Below are 14,811 nucleotides of genomic sequence, written 5' to 3'. Positions count from 1 at the left end.
ACGGCCGCGCAGAAGGCCGTCGGACTCGGCCGGCTCCTCGCCGGGAGGAAGGGGAAGATCACGACGCTGCCCGGGCCGCTGGGAGGCTGGACCGAGGCGCGTGACATTCCGGCACCACCGAAACAGATGATCCGGCTGCTCGGCATCGCCCCGCTGTTCGACGCGCACCTCTGCCGCGGCTCCCGCCCGCGCACCGCCGCGAACGCACCGCTGCTGCGGGCGATCCGCAAGACGGCAACCTCTCGATCACGCCGTTGTCGGGGGCGGTGCACCAGGCGATCCGCCGCCGCGCTCAGCGTGCCGGCTACGACCCCGAACTCGTCGCCCGGCTCGGCGGGCACTCGCCGCGCGCCGGGTTCGTCACCCAGGCCTACCCGAGATCCTCGCCGAGTCATCGAGATCGCACAGGATTACCCGCATATCAAACACACCACTCCCGCGATGCTCAAGGTCTACGCCCGCGAACACGCCCCCTGATCAACAACGCCGTGACGAACCTCAGATTGTGACCGGCGAACACCTCTGCGACACCGCGGCCGCCGCGATGGACCCCGCCGAAGAACTGCCGGCCCGGGACCGGCACCCATGGGCGCTGTTCATCGACTGGTGCACCGCCTTTGGTTACGAGGTGCTGCCTGCCGACCCGCTCACCGCGGCAAAGGCCGTCCGCGTCAACCCCGCCGCTGTGGCCGCCCAGCGCCGGCGGCTCACCGTCATCAACATCCTGCACACCCGCCCCGGCCTGCCCCCACCGGGCCGCAGCGCCTTCGTCCGGCACCTGCTCGATGCCGCACGCCGCGACCGACTGACTCAGATTGCCGACATTGTGGCCTCGCGGATACCGGGGCTCCCCATCACCGCGTGGCCGCAGGGCCTGTTCGGTCGCCGTGAGCGGTTGCTGTTGGTGCTGGCTACCGCTGGGCTCGGATTCGTCCAGATCAGACGGCCGCGACGTGGGACATCGTCTGCACCGACGACACGGTGCACGTCGGCACCGGTGACGGCCACCGTGTGGAGCTGACGAGTGTGGTCGCTGGTGTCGATGTGGTGGCGGTGTACCGGGACTGGGCCGAGATCCAGTCTTTTCTGGACGAGCATTCCAACACTCGACTGCTCGCTCAGCATCTGTTCGAACCGGTCACGGCAGATGTTCCCGATTGGTGCCAGACGTGGCCGTTGCCGATCGACCGCTGGGGCCACACCCCGCTGATGCCGCTCGCCATGACCTCCCAGTCCGGCGCCTCCGTGGTGCGAGCACACCTGATCGGCCCCAGGGCCTGTGCACCGCCCGTTGCCGATCCGAGCACCACAGCCGGATCTGGATAGGCGGGACGAGTTGATTACTCAGGACGTCACACTGGATCCCGATTACTACGAGCGCGGCGTCGCCGCCCGGAAGCAACTGGGCGACATCGCTAGTGTCTTCGACGAGGTCGAAAACCAAGCTGACACTGTGCCGGGAACGCAATTTGGCATCTTCGCCAGCTGGCCTGGATAAACCGTCGTGAATCTAAGAGCTCCAGAAGCGGCTATTCCGCTCCGTTGGTCGGTCGCTACCGCCGCTGGATTCTACTTACGATTTCGTCTCGAACCAGACGATGGGTCCGTGAGCCCCCCATACAAAGCCGGGCCATCCGCAATTGGCGACGGAGACTTGTCCTGCTCGCACCCAAGCACCGTAAGCGGTGACTTGCCCCCCATACCAAGTCTTGCATCGCGCTCCGGCTCGGACGTATCCCGAGCCGCCCGAGCATTGTGCGTAGGCTCGGTTGTCGGTTCCTGCCCAGAAGTTGCAGCCTGTCACCGCGTTCGCAGCGGGAGCCAGCGCTAGCGGAGCCCCTATGACAGCAGCGCATAGGGCCATGGAGGCGACACCTTGTCGGATCCGCTTCATTGTCTTCATTGTGTAAATCCTTTCTAGTGAGTTGCTCGTAGTGGACCGTATTTCCTGACGAAGGGAAACATCTGCTCTCGTGAGAAATTTCATCTGTTTGGTCGATAATCTGACCTGGCGCCAGTGCTTCGAGGTGGTCTGGCTGAACAGTTCGCAGGCTCCTTCTACATTGATGCCAGCGCGAAGGTGGACTGCTCCGAGCTCACCGTCGTCGGGAAGTCCACTCATAACGACCGTGGGAGAAACCCCATCGGTGACGCTGCTCGGTCCCCGGTCAGCTCTGCCGATGCGTAAGAACCGTATGCAGCGCCCCGGCGAGCTGGACATCGATGGGGTCAGCGGCCAGATGTCAGCTTCGGCCGGGTACAGCGCACGACGGCAGCATTCCATGCAATGTCGCGGCGAGAAGACCGGCTCCTGTGAAATCCTCTATGCTTCCTGCGTCCTGAGCAGATCTACGAGAGGATCCCGATGACGACATCTCAGACGCGGCCGGGGGATATCGCATCTCGTGCGGTGGGGTTACTTCTGCTCGGTCTGGCCACCTGTGCGTTGTTGTGGCTGTTCGTCAATGTTGGCGATAGGCCCACGGGCCGTAACCATGCAACAGGCGAGACGTATCTCCCGGATGGTCTGTACCTCGCCACCGCTTTGTCTTTGTTGATGGCCTTTGCAGTGACAGTAGCATCGGATTTTATCTTGGGGCGCTCCGCCTGGACCGCTTTCGTGACTGGATTCATTGTCGGTGTAATTATCTTCTTTTGGAATATTCCGTGGAGTCAGCTGGACTATGGGGCAGGGGAAATGTTCGGTATCGCCATATGGTGGCTACCGCCAATTCTTGGAACTGTCACATATGTAGGAAAAGCCGTCATAAATGAATTTAGATAGGCGGAAATAAGTCCTTGCGCGGGCTTGGTGTAGAGGGTTTTGCTGAGCGCTTGCATACCGATCGGCGCTAGGCTCTTCTCCGCCGGACGGGCGTGGCTACCACATCGTCCCTCCATGGTCGCATTGGCGAATCTGATCGAGGCACCTGTCTGCGTGGGAGCACCACATCCAACAGCCCCAGAAGGACACTAGCTGGCCTTCTCCTGCTTTTCCCTGCACTTCGGAGCCACACGCGGACCATCGACGGTCATAAGCCGTGGACCAGCGCAATTTCGTACCTACCCGTTGCGTTTGCTCGGGCAATCGGATCCGGGTGCGAATACCCCTAGGGATCCTTTCGAAGTACCACCGATGGCCAGCTTGGGATGCAGTTCGTGAGGGTAGTGACTGCGTCGTGTACGAATAGTTCGATACCACGACCGTTTTCGAGGATCGAAGGGTCCTCCAGAGGATGGGCATCCTGTCGGTGGCCCGACATCGGCCTCGCCGAAACAGGTCGCCTTGATCAGTTCCGTCATGACTTGTAGGCGGCACTGATCGTCCCTCCGAACCGCAATCCCGAGAGGAATGACTGCGCTGTGACCACCTTGACGCGTGGTGCCAACATTGGCATCGACACTGCGGCCACGACCCTTGCCGTCACCGGCACCGCGCCGGGCAGTGTTGACTTGTTCGTTTTCCAGCTCGGTGACAATCGCAAGGTCCGTAGCGATGACGACCTGGTCTTTTTCAACAACCCGCGGTCCCCCGAGGGCGCAGTCATGCTGGTGTCCTCGGGTCAGGTACGGGTAGATCTGCACGCCGTACCGGCGGCGGTGGCGAGGATCGTGGTCGCGGTCGCCGTCGACGGGTCGGTTCCCGGTCCGCTGTCGTCGGTTCCGTCGCTGGCGGTGACGGCCAGTCAGGCCACCGGTGCGGTGGTGACGGCGCCGGCGGTGGGCTTGACCACGGAACGCTCGGCGGTCTTGCTCGAGGTTTACCGGTACAACGGGCGCTGGAAGGTCCGCAATGTCTCGGCCGGCTGGGAGGGCGGTCTGGCGGCGTTGGTCACCGAGCACGGCGTCACCGTCGACGACGCCCCCGCTGTCCCGGCTCCGGCCGCGGCTCCCCCGACGCAGGTGAACTTGGCGAAAGGCAAGATCAATCTCGACAAGGGCCAGCGTGTATCGATGGCCAAGACCGCAGCAATTACCGCCACGGTTTCGTGGAATTCCGAAACCGACTACGACGTGTACGCCCTTGTGTTGTTCCGGGACGGCCACGTCGAGACTGCCGCGCAGTTCGGCACCGCGGACAATCCTTACTTCACTCCGGTCGTCGCCGCAGGCGCAGTCCGGCACTGTGGTGACATCGGCCGGGACGCCGGCCGACGCGGCCGCGCCGTGGAGAAGGTCGAGATCCGGCTCAACGACGACATCGTGTGCGTTGTTCCGGTGGCGTACTCGGCCCAGTCGAACGGAACCGGCTCGTTCCATCGCTACAAGGTGTCTCTCGCCGTGGACAACGGCGCCGGCGATGTCGTCACCGTCGATGCGCGGCACGCGCAGCGGCACGACAACATCTACACCTGTGTACCGGCGATCGTGTGGAACAGAGCTCACGGCGTCGAAATCGATGCTGTCGAACTTTACAGTCGACCGAACTCCGAATACCGTCCGCTACTCGACCACCGCGGCCAACTGACGATGGATGCGGGACCGCTGAATCTCTACAAGTGACGCCCGTTGGCATCGCTTGAGGGCTGGTGGGCAAGCCAGCGAAACGGCCGGCTTGCCCAGCGACCCTCCAGTGATGCCGCAGGGCCCGCATCGGACCGAGCCCGGCGGCATCACCACATTTACCGCTGTCACGACCCCAGAGGGAGGCCGCGGCGTGAACGGTGACGGGGTTACACGGACACCGAGACCCGATCGGCGGTATCGACATCGTCGTCGGGATTGCGGCGCTTACGGGCGATGCTCGAGACCAGGGCGGCCACGATGAGGACGACCCCGACCAGGCCGGTGACGATCTCCGAGACGTGGGTGCCGATCGAGTACAGCAGGATCAAGGCGAGGGCACCGATGGCCCAGTGGGCGCCGTGTTCGAGGTACACGTACTCGGACAGGGTGCCCTGCCGGACCAAGTACACCGTCAGGGAGCGCACGAACATCGCGCCGATGAAGCCCAGGCCCAGGGCGATGATGATCGGGTCTGCGGTGATGGCGAACGCGCCGATGACGCCGTCGAAGGAGAACGACGCGTCGAGCACCTCGAGGTAGAGGAACAGGAAGAACCCGGCCTTGCCGGTGGCCTTGGCCAGCTCGGTCGGACCGGAGCGACCGGCCTGCGCGTCGTCGTGTTCGACGTTGAACAGCTCCCCGAGTCCGTTGACGGCGATGTAGGTGATCATGCCCAAGGCGCCGGCGATCATGACGGTGGAGGTCTGATCGTCCGGGGCGATGTACACCGCGGTGAGCACCAGCAGGGCGGTGGCGATGACCACTTCGAGCTGGTCGAGCTTGCCGATCCGTTCGAGGGGACGCTCGAGCCACGACAGCCAGGTGATCTCCTTTTCCTCGAGGACGAATCCGAGGAAGAGCATGAGCAAGAACATGCCGCCGAACGCGGCGATCTGCGGATGCGCGGCGGTGATGAGCGTTTCGTAACTCGGGGAGCCGTCGGGGAAGTACGCGGCACCGTCCGGCGGCGGGTTCAGCGCCAGATCGAGGGCGGCGACCGGGCCGAGACCGGAGGCGAGCCAGACGATGACCAGCGGGAAGACCAGCCGCATGCCGAACACGGCGATCAGGATGCCGACGGTGAGGAAGATCTTCTGCCAGAACTCGCTCATCCGCCGGAGCACGGTGGCGTTGATGACGGCGTTGTCGAAGGAGAGCGAGACCTCGAGGATGCCGAGGATGGTGGCGAGCAGCAGCGCCTGCGGCCCGCCGTAGAGGAACGCCACCACCAGGGAGACGACCGTGACGGCGAACGAGACGCCGAAAATGCGCAGAACCACAGAACGTGGCCTTTCTGTCTGAGGCGGTCGTCCCGCCCCGCACTGGGCCGAGCGTCGATGCTCAGTGCGCCGGTGCGGCGGCGGGACGACCGAAGGAAACGGTCGCGTCGGTCAGATGTTGACGCCGTAGTCGCGGGCGATGCCTTCGAGCCCGGAGGCGTAGCCCTGTCCGACGGCGCGGAACTTCCATTCGGCGCCGCTGCGGTAGACCTCGCCGAAAATCATGGCGGTCTCGGTGGAGGCTTCCTCGGTCAGGTCGTAGCGGGCCAGCTCGATGCCGGTGTTGCGGTCGACGATACGGATGAAGGCGTTGATCACCTGACCGAACGACTGGCCCCGCTGGACCGCGTCGTGGATCGACACCGGAAAGAAGATGTTCGTCACCTTCGGGTCGAGGGCGATCAGGTCGACGTTGATCGACTCGTCGTCGCCGTCACCTTCACCGGTGAGGTTGTCGCCGGTGTGCTCGACGGCACCGTCGGGGGACTTGAGCTGGTTGTAGAACACGAAGTGCCGGTCGGACAACACTTTGCGATCCGAGCCGGTCAGCAGCGCGGAGGCGTCGAGATCGTAATCGGCCCCGGTGGTGGTGCGCTGGTCCCAGCCCAGACCGACGGTGATCGCAGTCAGATTGGCTGCCTGCTTGGACAGCGACACATTGCCACCCTTGGCGAGAGTAACACCCATGAAATGGACTCCTTCGAGTTGACGGAACCCTCCGAATACCAATGCACTCGCAGGGAACAGAACGGTGAGGCGATCATGCCCCCGCTAGACCACCCAACAGAAGATAAGGGGCCGCTCCAGCTTCCCGGTACCCAGCCCGCGCTGAGTACCGGATTCGAGCGTGGATCCGGTAGCTGCCATAGCCGCATCGATGCCGACAGGACGACGCGGGACCGATTCTACGAGGCGGAATTGGCGCACCCGTTGCGGCAAGGTGCTTCGACTAGTGCGGTCCTACCCGGTCGGAGCACGCATTCCACAGTTGTCTCTTCGGCCGTCACGTTTCGGCTAGGAAGGAAGGTGTGCCGAGCACTCGCTTCGGTGGTCAAGGTCTGAGCGATAGCCGTCACCACAGAAAGCGTAACCACCATCGGTGCCGTGCATGCTCCGACAGCCTCCTTTGGCGCCGGACAAGTGCGTAGCTGGCGACAACTCCGGGTCGAACTTTGAGGGGAGGTGGTATCGCAGCGCACCGCAACATTAGGCCAGCCACAAGTCGCCTCGATACTGAAGGTCACATGGGTTCCTGTCATACTTCAGCGACCCAGGTATTGGTCCAATTCGCGGGCCTTCCGGTCCAGGTGCGCTTTGAGTTGGTCGGCGTTGCGGTCGAATGCATCGAGGGTGCGCAGTGTCGATTCCAGTTCTCGCTCGAACTGATCTTTCATCGAGTCCTTCCACTGGGCGCTGCGCAACGCACCGCGAGTGCGAGCGATCGCCTGCTTGATCTCCCTTTGCGTCCGATCGATGTCGGCGCGGAGTGTGCGCAGTGAGCTGGGATCAGCGTTGACGCCGGCCATGTCGTCTCCTCGGTCTCCGGTGGTTGTCGAGTGTGTTGGTCAGTGCCCGTCCAGGGTGCCCAGGATCCGGTCGATCTCGAGGTCGAATTCGATCAACGACGCCTGAAAACGATGGTCTGCCGCATCGAGGTCGGCCAGTTCCCGGTCTTCGATCCGCTTGAACACCACGTCCCGCCATAGATCTCCTGCAGCGGATTCAGCGGCGCGACGGCGGTTGATGTTCTGGGCATGGATTTCCCTGCTGCGGTGCAGTCGGCTCATCTAGTCCACCACCTGGCCGGGAACAGAATCTAGACCCAACCGTCGGGCTACCCAGACGCGGTGGAATCCATTCGCGATACGAAAGGTCCCGTTCACCTGTCGGGTGAAGCGTGGAGCTTCCGACGCACCGAAGAATCCGGTGTAAGTGTCGGAGTAGCTGCGATTGCCCATCAGTCCATCGCGAGTGTCCCGATCTCGGAAGTAGTCCAGGCTCTTGCCACGAGCCAGTGCTGGCAGGACAACCTGCTGCAGTGCTGTGAATCCCCACTCGAGATCCTCAGGAGAACAGTCCATCTTGAAGTCCTCCGGACCTCCCACCCGGCTGTCCGAATCATCGATCAGCGCCAGCGGCACCAGCGAATAGCCGTCAGGGATGCCGGGCGGTCTGTACACGATGTCGCCCGTCGATTGACCAGGACCGCCGGTACCGACGGACCAACCGCCCCCGGTACTGGCTCCGGACGACGTGTGGCGGCCCCCACCGCCGAACGCCACCGTATGTCCGCCCCCCGGGCTGGTGTGCAATGCGAATTGCTGGTATATCCCCAAATCTGTGGCGATCTGCGCTAGTCGCCTCTGTGCCTGGTCGTTGACATGCGACACCGCGGATCGATATCGGGCACTGTCCTGGTCGTATTGCTCCTTAGCGACCCGGAAACGCTGCAGACACCCTTGGGCGACGGTCAGCCGCACCTGGGCTCGGTTCACCTGCCGTCGTTCGACGCTACAGTCGGCGTCTTCGCCGCGCATGCACGCCGCATAGGCGTCCTCGGCCCGCTGTAGTTCGAGCCGGCGCCGGTCGAGTTCGGCATCGATGTGCCGGAGCACGGATGCGGCTGCGGACGCCGCTGCCGCTCTGACCTCATCACCGACGCGGGTGTAGCTGTTCAAGTCGGCACCCAATCGAACTACTGCGTCGGGGTCGACATGCGCCGCGTCAGACATCGCTCGTATCCGTCGACTGCTCCGCCAAGGACCACAGCCACTGCGTTGTCTCCACAAGGGTCTTATCCGGAACGGGATCCTTCGGAAGACTGAACCGACGAGTCACAAGCTGCCGACCAGTGTCGAAATCGTCGTACAGGAACTGCGCCGGAGTCAACTTGGCGGCGGCTGTGGAGTCGGCCAGAACCCGCGAATCGGACTCGTTGAGCGGACCGAGTAGCTTGTGGGAGAACTCGCGGGCGGATGCGTGGTCGAACCGCCGCTGGAATGTCGCGTATCGATCTGCCCACGCCAGGACATGCACCCCTACCTCCGGACCATCCCGCAGGATCGCCGCCAGGATCTTGGATGGCGACTTGTCGTCGTAGTCGTCGGGATTCAGGTCGCGTGCTCGCTGCAGACCCGGTAGTACCAGCACTCGGCCACGGCCACGGAAGTCGTTGAGGGCATGTCGCTCCATGACCAGCTCATTGAGTTCGGACAGCAGGGACGGGAACTGACGGCTGTGCGTCAGACGGGCGCCGTACGCAGTGAATCCCTTGAAAACCTCGTCCCATGGTGAGGCCATCGCGGCGAAGTCGACGGCGTCGACGGTGATGCCGGTTGCCAACAGTGACGCCGTCATCAGTGCGAGCGAGTCGAGCGCATCCGGACTGATTACCAGCATATTCCCACCGGCGGCACGGGCAACCCGCATACACACCGGGTCAGCCAAGGACATGGGAGCACCCACGGGCAACACCAACTCGCCAATGGGCGATGAACGAGTAAATAGCGACGATGGCTGATCTGTGATCGGCGCTTCAGCATTCCCTTCGAACACCACTGGCCGGCGGGTGAATCCACGCTGTTGGGCCAATGCGTGCAGGGCTGAAATTACGTCCTCCCGATCCTGTCCCGACCAGTACGCGCATTGGAATCGGTTGTTTGCATCGCGCACTCCTCCCTTGGTATTGATGATGCCCTCGCCGGGCTTGTCGAGCAGTTGAGCATCTACATTGCCGTCTGCGAGAAGAAGCTCGGAGTCTTTCGACGAGCTCGACAGAACCAGTCGAGTCTTGATCTGATCAAGGGCCACACGAATTTTCTGGGCGCTTCCGGACACGGATTGAGACGCAAGGACTGCGTGAACGCCGAAGGCACGTCCTTGCCGGATGACCCGTTCGATCAGCGCCGCAGCCTTTCGGCTGGCCTCGTCTTCTTCTTCCAGCATCATGTGGAACTCGTCGATGACCAGGATGATCCGCGGCAGTTGTTCGCCGGACTGACTCCGGTAGGTGCCGAAATTGACCTCTCCGCCGCCCACTGCTTTGAAGAGTTCTCCTCGCTTCTCGATCTCCTCGTCCAGGCTTTCGAGGACGCTGATACCGAAATCACGGTTGGTTTCGATCGCCACGATGCGAGCGTGAGGCAACAGCCCGGCTGCGTATGGTTTGAACTCCACGCCCTCTTTGAAGTCGATCAGGTAGAACTCGAGTTCTTCCGGCGGGTACTGCATCGCCCAGCCGAGAATCAAGGAGTGCAGCAACACTGATTTTCCGGAACCGGTACGACCGCCGACGAGTGCGCCTGGAAAATCCCCGGAATCGATGCGCAGTTCCGCAACATTTGAAGCGCCCATGCGCCCGAATCGGGACACCGCAGCATTGGCGGAATGATCGCTCCACCAGGTCTTCGGATTGTGGGGATCGGCGATGACCTGGTCAGGTCGAGTCCCCTTGGCAGCGGCGCGGTGCGCCTCGGCCTGTGCGAGTGCGTATACCTTGGCCGGGTCGACTTGCACGTTCGCCGCAGCGTGCATCTGGCGTTCGATATGTGCAAGGAGATCAGCCAACTGCTGCTCGGTAGGCGGGGTGTCCGATGTCAGCTGCCAGATGATGTCCGACAGATGCACCGGTCCCTTTCTGGATCCACTGGTCGGAAGACCCAACGCTTGTACGATCTCCGGGTCTCGGCCGCTGGTCATGGCCGAGGCTAATGCGCTCAGTTCTGCTGGTTTGACGGCCTCGTGTGGTGAGGTGGCCGCTGGGACAGTGGCAAGGAGGAACACACCGGCCCGCCGGCCGACGTCAGCCAGACGGCGTAACCTGGTCAGGGCCTCTCGGTCCCAGTTCTCGCCGTCCTTGGAGAACGATTTTGGATGATCGAACAGCAACACCAGCCGGTACGGCTCGGCGACCTCACCGGCCTCTCGATTGTAGCTGGTCAGTGTCTCGTGCGTGCCCTGTAGGTATTTCTGCGTTACGAACGCAACGTGGTTTTCTAGTTCTATCAGCAATTCGCTGATGTTGTGGCTGCCCCATATCTTGTCCCCGAACACCTTCGGGCCTGCATCCCCGAGACCGTAGAGGAAATTCAGGGAAGCGCCGAGTTCAACAGGGTCGACTGCGTCGATCTTGACCCTTCCGGCCGGCAGCAAGGCCAGCATGTCCAACACCACGTTTTCGACGATGCGCCTGTCGTCCGTGACGAAGCCGCCGCATTCGTCGAGATCCACGATGTAGGGAATCGAATGGACTGCCCGGGACAGAGGAAGGTCCGTGCGCTTGCTCAGTGTGGTGGAGGTCGAGCGGCCCGGATTCACGCCCAGGTCGTAGTTGACGGAAGTGGCGGCGACCTGTCCGAGCGGAAAATGTAAGGTGCCCACGCCGGTGGTCAATGCAGTCGCGGCGACATCCGACAGCCATACCGGGCGGATCGTATGGTGTGGGTGAGGCAGCGTCGCACGGGCGCTGGCTTCCCAGGTGCGAATCGCTGAGTGTCCCGACGACTCGGCCTTGCGCACAAATGTCGAGAACTCGTCTTCGTAGATGGCTTGGTGTCTGCGTGCAGTTTCATCTTCGAGGGTAGTTACCGCCCTCTTGTAGGAGCTGAGCAGCGCGCGGGTCGCGTTCACCAGCTCTGACATCAACGTTAGGCGGTTGGCCTTGAGCAAGACGGGTCCGGATTGGACGATTTGCTGAATCAGCGCGTTGCCTTCGTCCGTCCATCGGTCTGGTGTTGTCGGCGCGTTGGTGTTCGGATAGTCGCTCAGCTGATCCCACCCATTGGGAAGTTTGCTTCGGTACTTGTGGTACAGGGCCGATCGAAGAGTCTCCATCGTCTTGCTGAGCTGCTCGGAGCGACTGGAGTATGTGTGGTCGAGGGCGGTGATCCGGCGGTCGATTTCGGTCTGTGGGTAGGTGCTGGCTATGACCTCGACCAGCCGTGTGAGCATCGATGAGATCTCGGTCAGCCGACGCTGAGCGGATATGTCGACGTCCAAACGGCGGGCCCGTTCGACTAGCTGCGGTTCTGCTGCGGGCCCAACCACCGGGGCGCTCCGCGCTTGCGGGGCGACGGCCGGTTCGGGAGTGATCGGGAGTGGGGAGGCAGCTGGCGAGGAGTCGAGTGGTCCGGCGGGGCCATCCTGATGTGCGGGTGTAGAACTGATTTGAGGATCAGCTGGGGTGTGCGGTGTGACGTCGGGGGCGTCCTCGATCTCGATTCCTAGATCCTTTGCTGCCCCGGCCAGTCCATCGTCATATCCTTGGCCGACGGCGCGGACCTTCCACTGGTCGTTGCGCAGGTACAGTTCGACGGCGATTACCACGGTCTCGTTGTGTGACGGTGCGACCAGGAACCGAGCAAAGGACTCGGAGGTGTCGGCTCCGGCCGTCACCAGGCGCACCTCGAATGCGGGAACAGGTCGGTCATCGGCTGACAGCAACACAACAACCTTTTCCGCGTCGGGATCGGCGCGTCCGAGTTCGCAGTCCAGGGCGGTACCGGCCGCTATGAGTGCGATTCCGGTGGGATGCGTCGGCGCGTTGTAGAACACGAAGTCTTCGTCCCGGCGGGCCTTGCCGTCTTTCCCGACTACCACCGCGGAGACGTCCAACGGCGTTGCCGCTGTGATCGCCACGCGCACAGCGGTGCCGGGGAGAGGCATGTTCTGTCCCTTCACCAATTCAGCCAGCACATGCCCTCCTAATTTGCGCATCAGCAGCCCTGTGATGTTAGCCGTCCTCCCGGCAGGGGGGTGTCCATCGATCGGTGAATTGCGTATTGCGGAGCCGTGAGAGTGTGTCGACAGTGGGATTTCCTGCGGCTGATCAGAGACCACATGACCGCGAAGCTGAGCGGCGTCTTCGCCCCCTACCGGCGCAACATCCATCGAGATGGTTGACAGCCGCATCCGAGCGCAGCCTCTTCGGCGGCGAGCGAGGTTTCGGCACGCACGCTCCACTCGATCATGTTGTTGCTGACATCGCCACGGATCCTGCCGCATCCGCGGCAGCCCCCTCACGTACCAAGCGGAGGTGAGAGTGCCAGTGGGTCTATGAGAAAGACCCACGGGCACGATGCGAGATGGTGGCGGCTCCGATGACGGCCTTTGGCCACTGTCCCGGAGACCGGTCGAAGGTCACACGATCGGACAGTGGACGGTGTAATCCCAATCGGTGCCGCTGAGACCGGTGACACGGACCAATACCGACGTCGCATTCCCAGCCGGCACATTGATCATTGCCGAACCAGTTCCTTCGTTGACGTTGTCGCCGATATAGCCGGTGTTGTGGAGCAGGGCTCCTTCGTAGAAGACCTCGATCTGGTCCGGGACGTCGTAGGTCTCAAAACGCAGAACGAACGACGTCGGCCCCCCTCTACCGAGCTGATGCACAGTGTCGGTGATGCCTTCGCCGCCGGACAGGGTCGATTCATCGCACCGTTGGGTCGGCGCAAAGAGCCCGCTACTGCCACTGCCGACAATGCTGCTGCCGAGGTCGACGACGCTGCTGCCAAGGTCGACGACGCTGCTGCCGGTATCGCTGCTGCCAGCGCTTCCGGTCAGCGGGCTCGTAGACGCCGTGGCAGGAGCAGCGACGGAGGCCGCGGCCAGAGCTACCGCGATGCCGACCGCGTTGCGGACCCGGACGTACTGAACTGCTGATCTGCCTAACATATTTCCTCCGCAACTCGCTGGCCACACGCTTTTCGGTCACCATGCTCACACCAATGCTGATCGCCGGACATCCCCCGTTCGACCGACATGTGCCGATCCACAAGGCATATGGTGAGAAGCACCGCAGTTAACAAACGACTGGCCGGCCGGAGTTCTCCCGGCCGAAATATGACGCCACAGAGATTAACGTCAGCGCGCGACGCTCACGATCGTGAACAACCTAGGGAAGTCAATCCCGACTGGAACAGTCCCCCGGTGACCACAGCGACATCGGCGAACACCCACACCAGCGGCATGCTGTCGAGGTTCTGCCTGCGCTCACCACTCTCGTGCGTAGCTGCGACGACTACCCATTCGGAACTCGCGCAGATCCAGAAGGGACTGGCAACTCGGGTGTTCTCGGCACGCCAACCCTCATTTGGTTTGTCCGAAGATGGTCTGCCCGAAGACCCCGTCGCGCTCGAACCGCCTACTACAAGTTCGAGTCATTCATCGCCGCGCCCACCCGCAGGTTTCGGTAATTCATTGGACACATGTGTCCTTGCGTGTCACCCGTTCGAGCGATAGCGCGTTTCGGTATACGAGTGTGAAAATCATAGCTGTATCGGTCTATGTGAAAGGGGATCAGAATGAAGTTCTTGCGCAGGATGGGTCGGGCGACGTGCCCACGTTGCAATGGAACGGGTGGGCACAGTGATTTCGGAAATTGGGTCAACTGCGCGGCGTGTAAGGGCACGGGGCAGAAATAGGACGTGAGTGGGGCCCGCGGATTTTGCGGGCCCCGCCCTCACGAGTCCAAGCAACAAGTTTGTCGGGCTGTCCCTCCGATTCGCGGTCCCGCTAGCTTGATCTACTCATCCTAGGTCGATCAACCGCCATTCGCCGTGCGAGCGCAAGGAGAATCGTCATGGATTCCACGGAATTCCTGCTCTACTGGCTTGTTTTCTGTACCGTCTATTTCTTGATCAGCATCCCTGTCGTGAAGAACTATTATTGGAAGAAGCACGGTGTTCCGATCAAGATTATCAATGGTGGTTGGAATGCGTTCTTCAGCGGAGCAACGTTCCTGATGAGCATCTGGCCGCTAATTCTTGTTCTTCCACGGTACAAAGATCCCGAACCGTGCCGCCATGTCGAGCATGTTCGTGCACGTGCCGAATACGCTCGACTTTCAGAGGCATACGCGCGCGAGCGGAGGTAGCCGCGGAGTCTCTACGTCGGCGCCATCGTCGATCCGGTCCGCGGCGGTAACTGCGACGGTGTACGTGCGCCGCAACCCCTTCGATTCGAGCTACATGAGGGCGGCGATGAAACACTTTCGGTGCGGGAGGCGATCAGAGTGTTCGTGAGA

General features: G+C 62.3%; 12 protein-coding genes and 1 pseudogene. 6 read left to right on the top strand and 7 right to left on the bottom strand.

Annotated elements, in window-relative coordinates; translation table 11 throughout:
* From AIIKEEIJ_RS33250 to AIIKEEIJ_RS23470, 5 genes and pseudogenes are all read left to right on the top strand, one after another.
* Nucleotides 1-477 (top strand): annotated as a pseudogene (locus tag AIIKEEIJ_RS33250) (hypothetical protein); the annotation flags it as partial.
* Between the two features lie 28 nt (nt 478-505).
* Nucleotides 506-1,021 carry a hypothetical protein gene (locus AIIKEEIJ_RS33245; RefSeq protein ID WP_238406544.1) on the top strand — a complete coding sequence of 172 codons (516 nt, stop codon included), beginning with the start codon at nt 506-508 and terminating at the stop codon, nt 1,019-1,021.
* 5 nt (nt 1,022-1,026) lie between these two features.
* Nucleotides 1,027-1,326: a hypothetical protein gene (locus tag AIIKEEIJ_RS33240; protein ID WP_238406543.1), complete on the top strand. Its 300-nt coding sequence runs from the start codon at nt 1,027-1,029 to the stop codon at nt 1,324-1,326.
* Between the two features lie 1,039 nt (nt 1,327-2,365).
* On the top strand, nt 2,366-2,785 hold the full coding sequence (locus AIIKEEIJ_RS23475) for a hypothetical protein (RefSeq protein ID WP_139281832.1): 420 nt from the start codon (nt 2,366-2,368) through the stop codon (nt 2,783-2,785).
* Between the two features lie 578 nt (nt 2,786-3,363).
* Nucleotides 3,364-4,503 carry a TerD family protein gene (locus tag AIIKEEIJ_RS23470; RefSeq protein WP_072812456.1) on the top strand — a complete coding sequence of 380 codons (1,140 nt, stop codon included), beginning with the start codon at nt 3,364-3,366 and terminating at the stop codon, nt 4,501-4,503.
* Nucleotides 4,504-4,673: 170 nt separating this feature from the next.
* Here AIIKEEIJ_RS23470 and AIIKEEIJ_RS23465 read toward each other — a convergent pair whose 3' ends face one another.
* The 7 genes from AIIKEEIJ_RS23465 to AIIKEEIJ_RS23435 all read right to left on the bottom strand — a co-directional run bounded on the left by AIIKEEIJ_RS23465 (nt 4,674) and on the right by AIIKEEIJ_RS23435 (nt 13,460).
* The gene (locus tag AIIKEEIJ_RS23465) at nt 4,674-5,786 is read right to left on the bottom strand and encodes a DUF475 domain-containing protein (RefSeq protein ID WP_072812454.1); all 1,113 of its coding nucleotides are present in this window, start codon (nt 5,784-5,786) and stop codon (nt 4,674-4,676) included.
* A 111-nt stretch (nt 5,787-5,897) separates the two neighbouring features.
* Nucleotides 5,898-6,473 (bottom strand): TerD family protein, encoded by a 576-nt coding sequence (locus tag AIIKEEIJ_RS23460; protein WP_072812452.1) that lies wholly within the window; start codon nt 6,471-6,473, stop codon nt 5,898-5,900.
* Between the two features lie 575 nt (nt 6,474-7,048).
* Nucleotides 7,049-7,312, bottom strand: a complete 264-nt coding sequence (locus AIIKEEIJ_RS23455) for a hypothetical protein (protein WP_072812449.1) — start codon at nt 7,310-7,312, stop codon at nt 7,049-7,051.
* A 39-nt stretch (nt 7,313-7,351) separates the two neighbouring features.
* Nucleotides 7,352-7,573 (bottom strand): hypothetical protein, encoded by a 222-nt coding sequence (locus AIIKEEIJ_RS23450; RefSeq protein WP_072812447.1) that lies wholly within the window; start codon nt 7,571-7,573, stop codon nt 7,352-7,354.
* Complete coding sequence (locus AIIKEEIJ_RS23445; RefSeq protein WP_139281831.1) at nt 7,574-8,518, bottom strand: hypothetical protein; 945 nt, start codon at nt 8,516-8,518, stop codon at nt 7,574-7,576. It abuts the gene before it with no gap.
* On the bottom strand, nt 8,511-12,479 hold the full coding sequence (locus tag AIIKEEIJ_RS23440; protein WP_072812444.1) for an FtsK/SpoIIIE domain-containing protein: 3,969 nt from the start codon (nt 12,477-12,479) through the stop codon (nt 8,511-8,513). Before AIIKEEIJ_RS23440 ends, AIIKEEIJ_RS23445 begins: the two co-directional genes overlap by 8 nt.
* 444 nt (nt 12,480-12,923) lie before the next feature.
* Nucleotides 12,924-13,460, bottom strand: coding sequence for a hypothetical protein (locus AIIKEEIJ_RS23435; protein WP_072812442.1), 537 nt, complete (start codon nt 13,458-13,460; stop codon nt 12,924-12,926).
* 907 nt (nt 13,461-14,367) lie between these two features.
* Here AIIKEEIJ_RS23435 and AIIKEEIJ_RS23430 point away from each other — a divergent pair.
* The gene (locus AIIKEEIJ_RS23430; RefSeq protein WP_139281829.1) at nt 14,368-14,661 is read left to right on the top strand and encodes a hypothetical protein; all 294 of its coding nucleotides are present in this window, start codon (nt 14,368-14,370) and stop codon (nt 14,659-14,661) included.
* The last annotated feature ends 150 nt before the right edge of the window (nt 14,662-14,811 follow it).

Origin of the sequence: Rhodococcus sp. YH1, from assembly GCF_009939605.1 — a bacterium.
GTDB lineage: Bacteria > Actinomycetota > Actinomycetes > Mycobacteriales > Mycobacteriaceae > Rhodococcus > Rhodococcus aetherivorans.
This window is presented reverse-complemented; position numbering and strand designations above follow the sequence as displayed.

What these genes read in the sequence shown, in the direction of transcription:
- AIIKEEIJ_RS23475 (WP_139281832.1), top strand. Translation starts at nt 2,366, where the DNA reads ATGACGACATCTCAGACGCGGCCGGGGGATATCGCATCTCGTGCGGTG.
- AIIKEEIJ_RS23460 (WP_072812452.1), bottom strand. Translation starts at nt 6,473, where the DNA reads ATGGGTGTTACTCTCGCCAAGGGTGGCAATGTGTCGCTGTCCAAGCAG.
- AIIKEEIJ_RS23455 (WP_072812449.1), bottom strand. Translation starts at nt 7,312, where the DNA reads ATGGCCGGCGTCAACGCTGATCCCAGCTCACTGCGCACACTCCGCGCC.
- AIIKEEIJ_RS23450 (WP_072812447.1), bottom strand. Translation starts at nt 7,573, where the DNA reads ATGAGCCGACTGCACCGCAGCAGGGAAATCCATGCCCAGAACATCAAC.
- AIIKEEIJ_RS23445 (WP_139281831.1), bottom strand. Translation starts at nt 8,518, where the DNA reads ATGTCTGACGCGGCGCATGTCGACCCCGACGCAGTAGTTCGATTGGGT.
- AIIKEEIJ_RS23435 (WP_072812442.1), bottom strand. Translation starts at nt 13,460, where the DNA reads ATGTTAGGCAGATCAGCAGTTCAGTACGTCCGGGTCCGCAACGCGGTC.
- AIIKEEIJ_RS23430 (WP_139281829.1), top strand. Translation starts at nt 14,368, where the DNA reads ATGGATTCCACGGAATTCCTGCTCTACTGGCTTGTTTTCTGTACCGTC.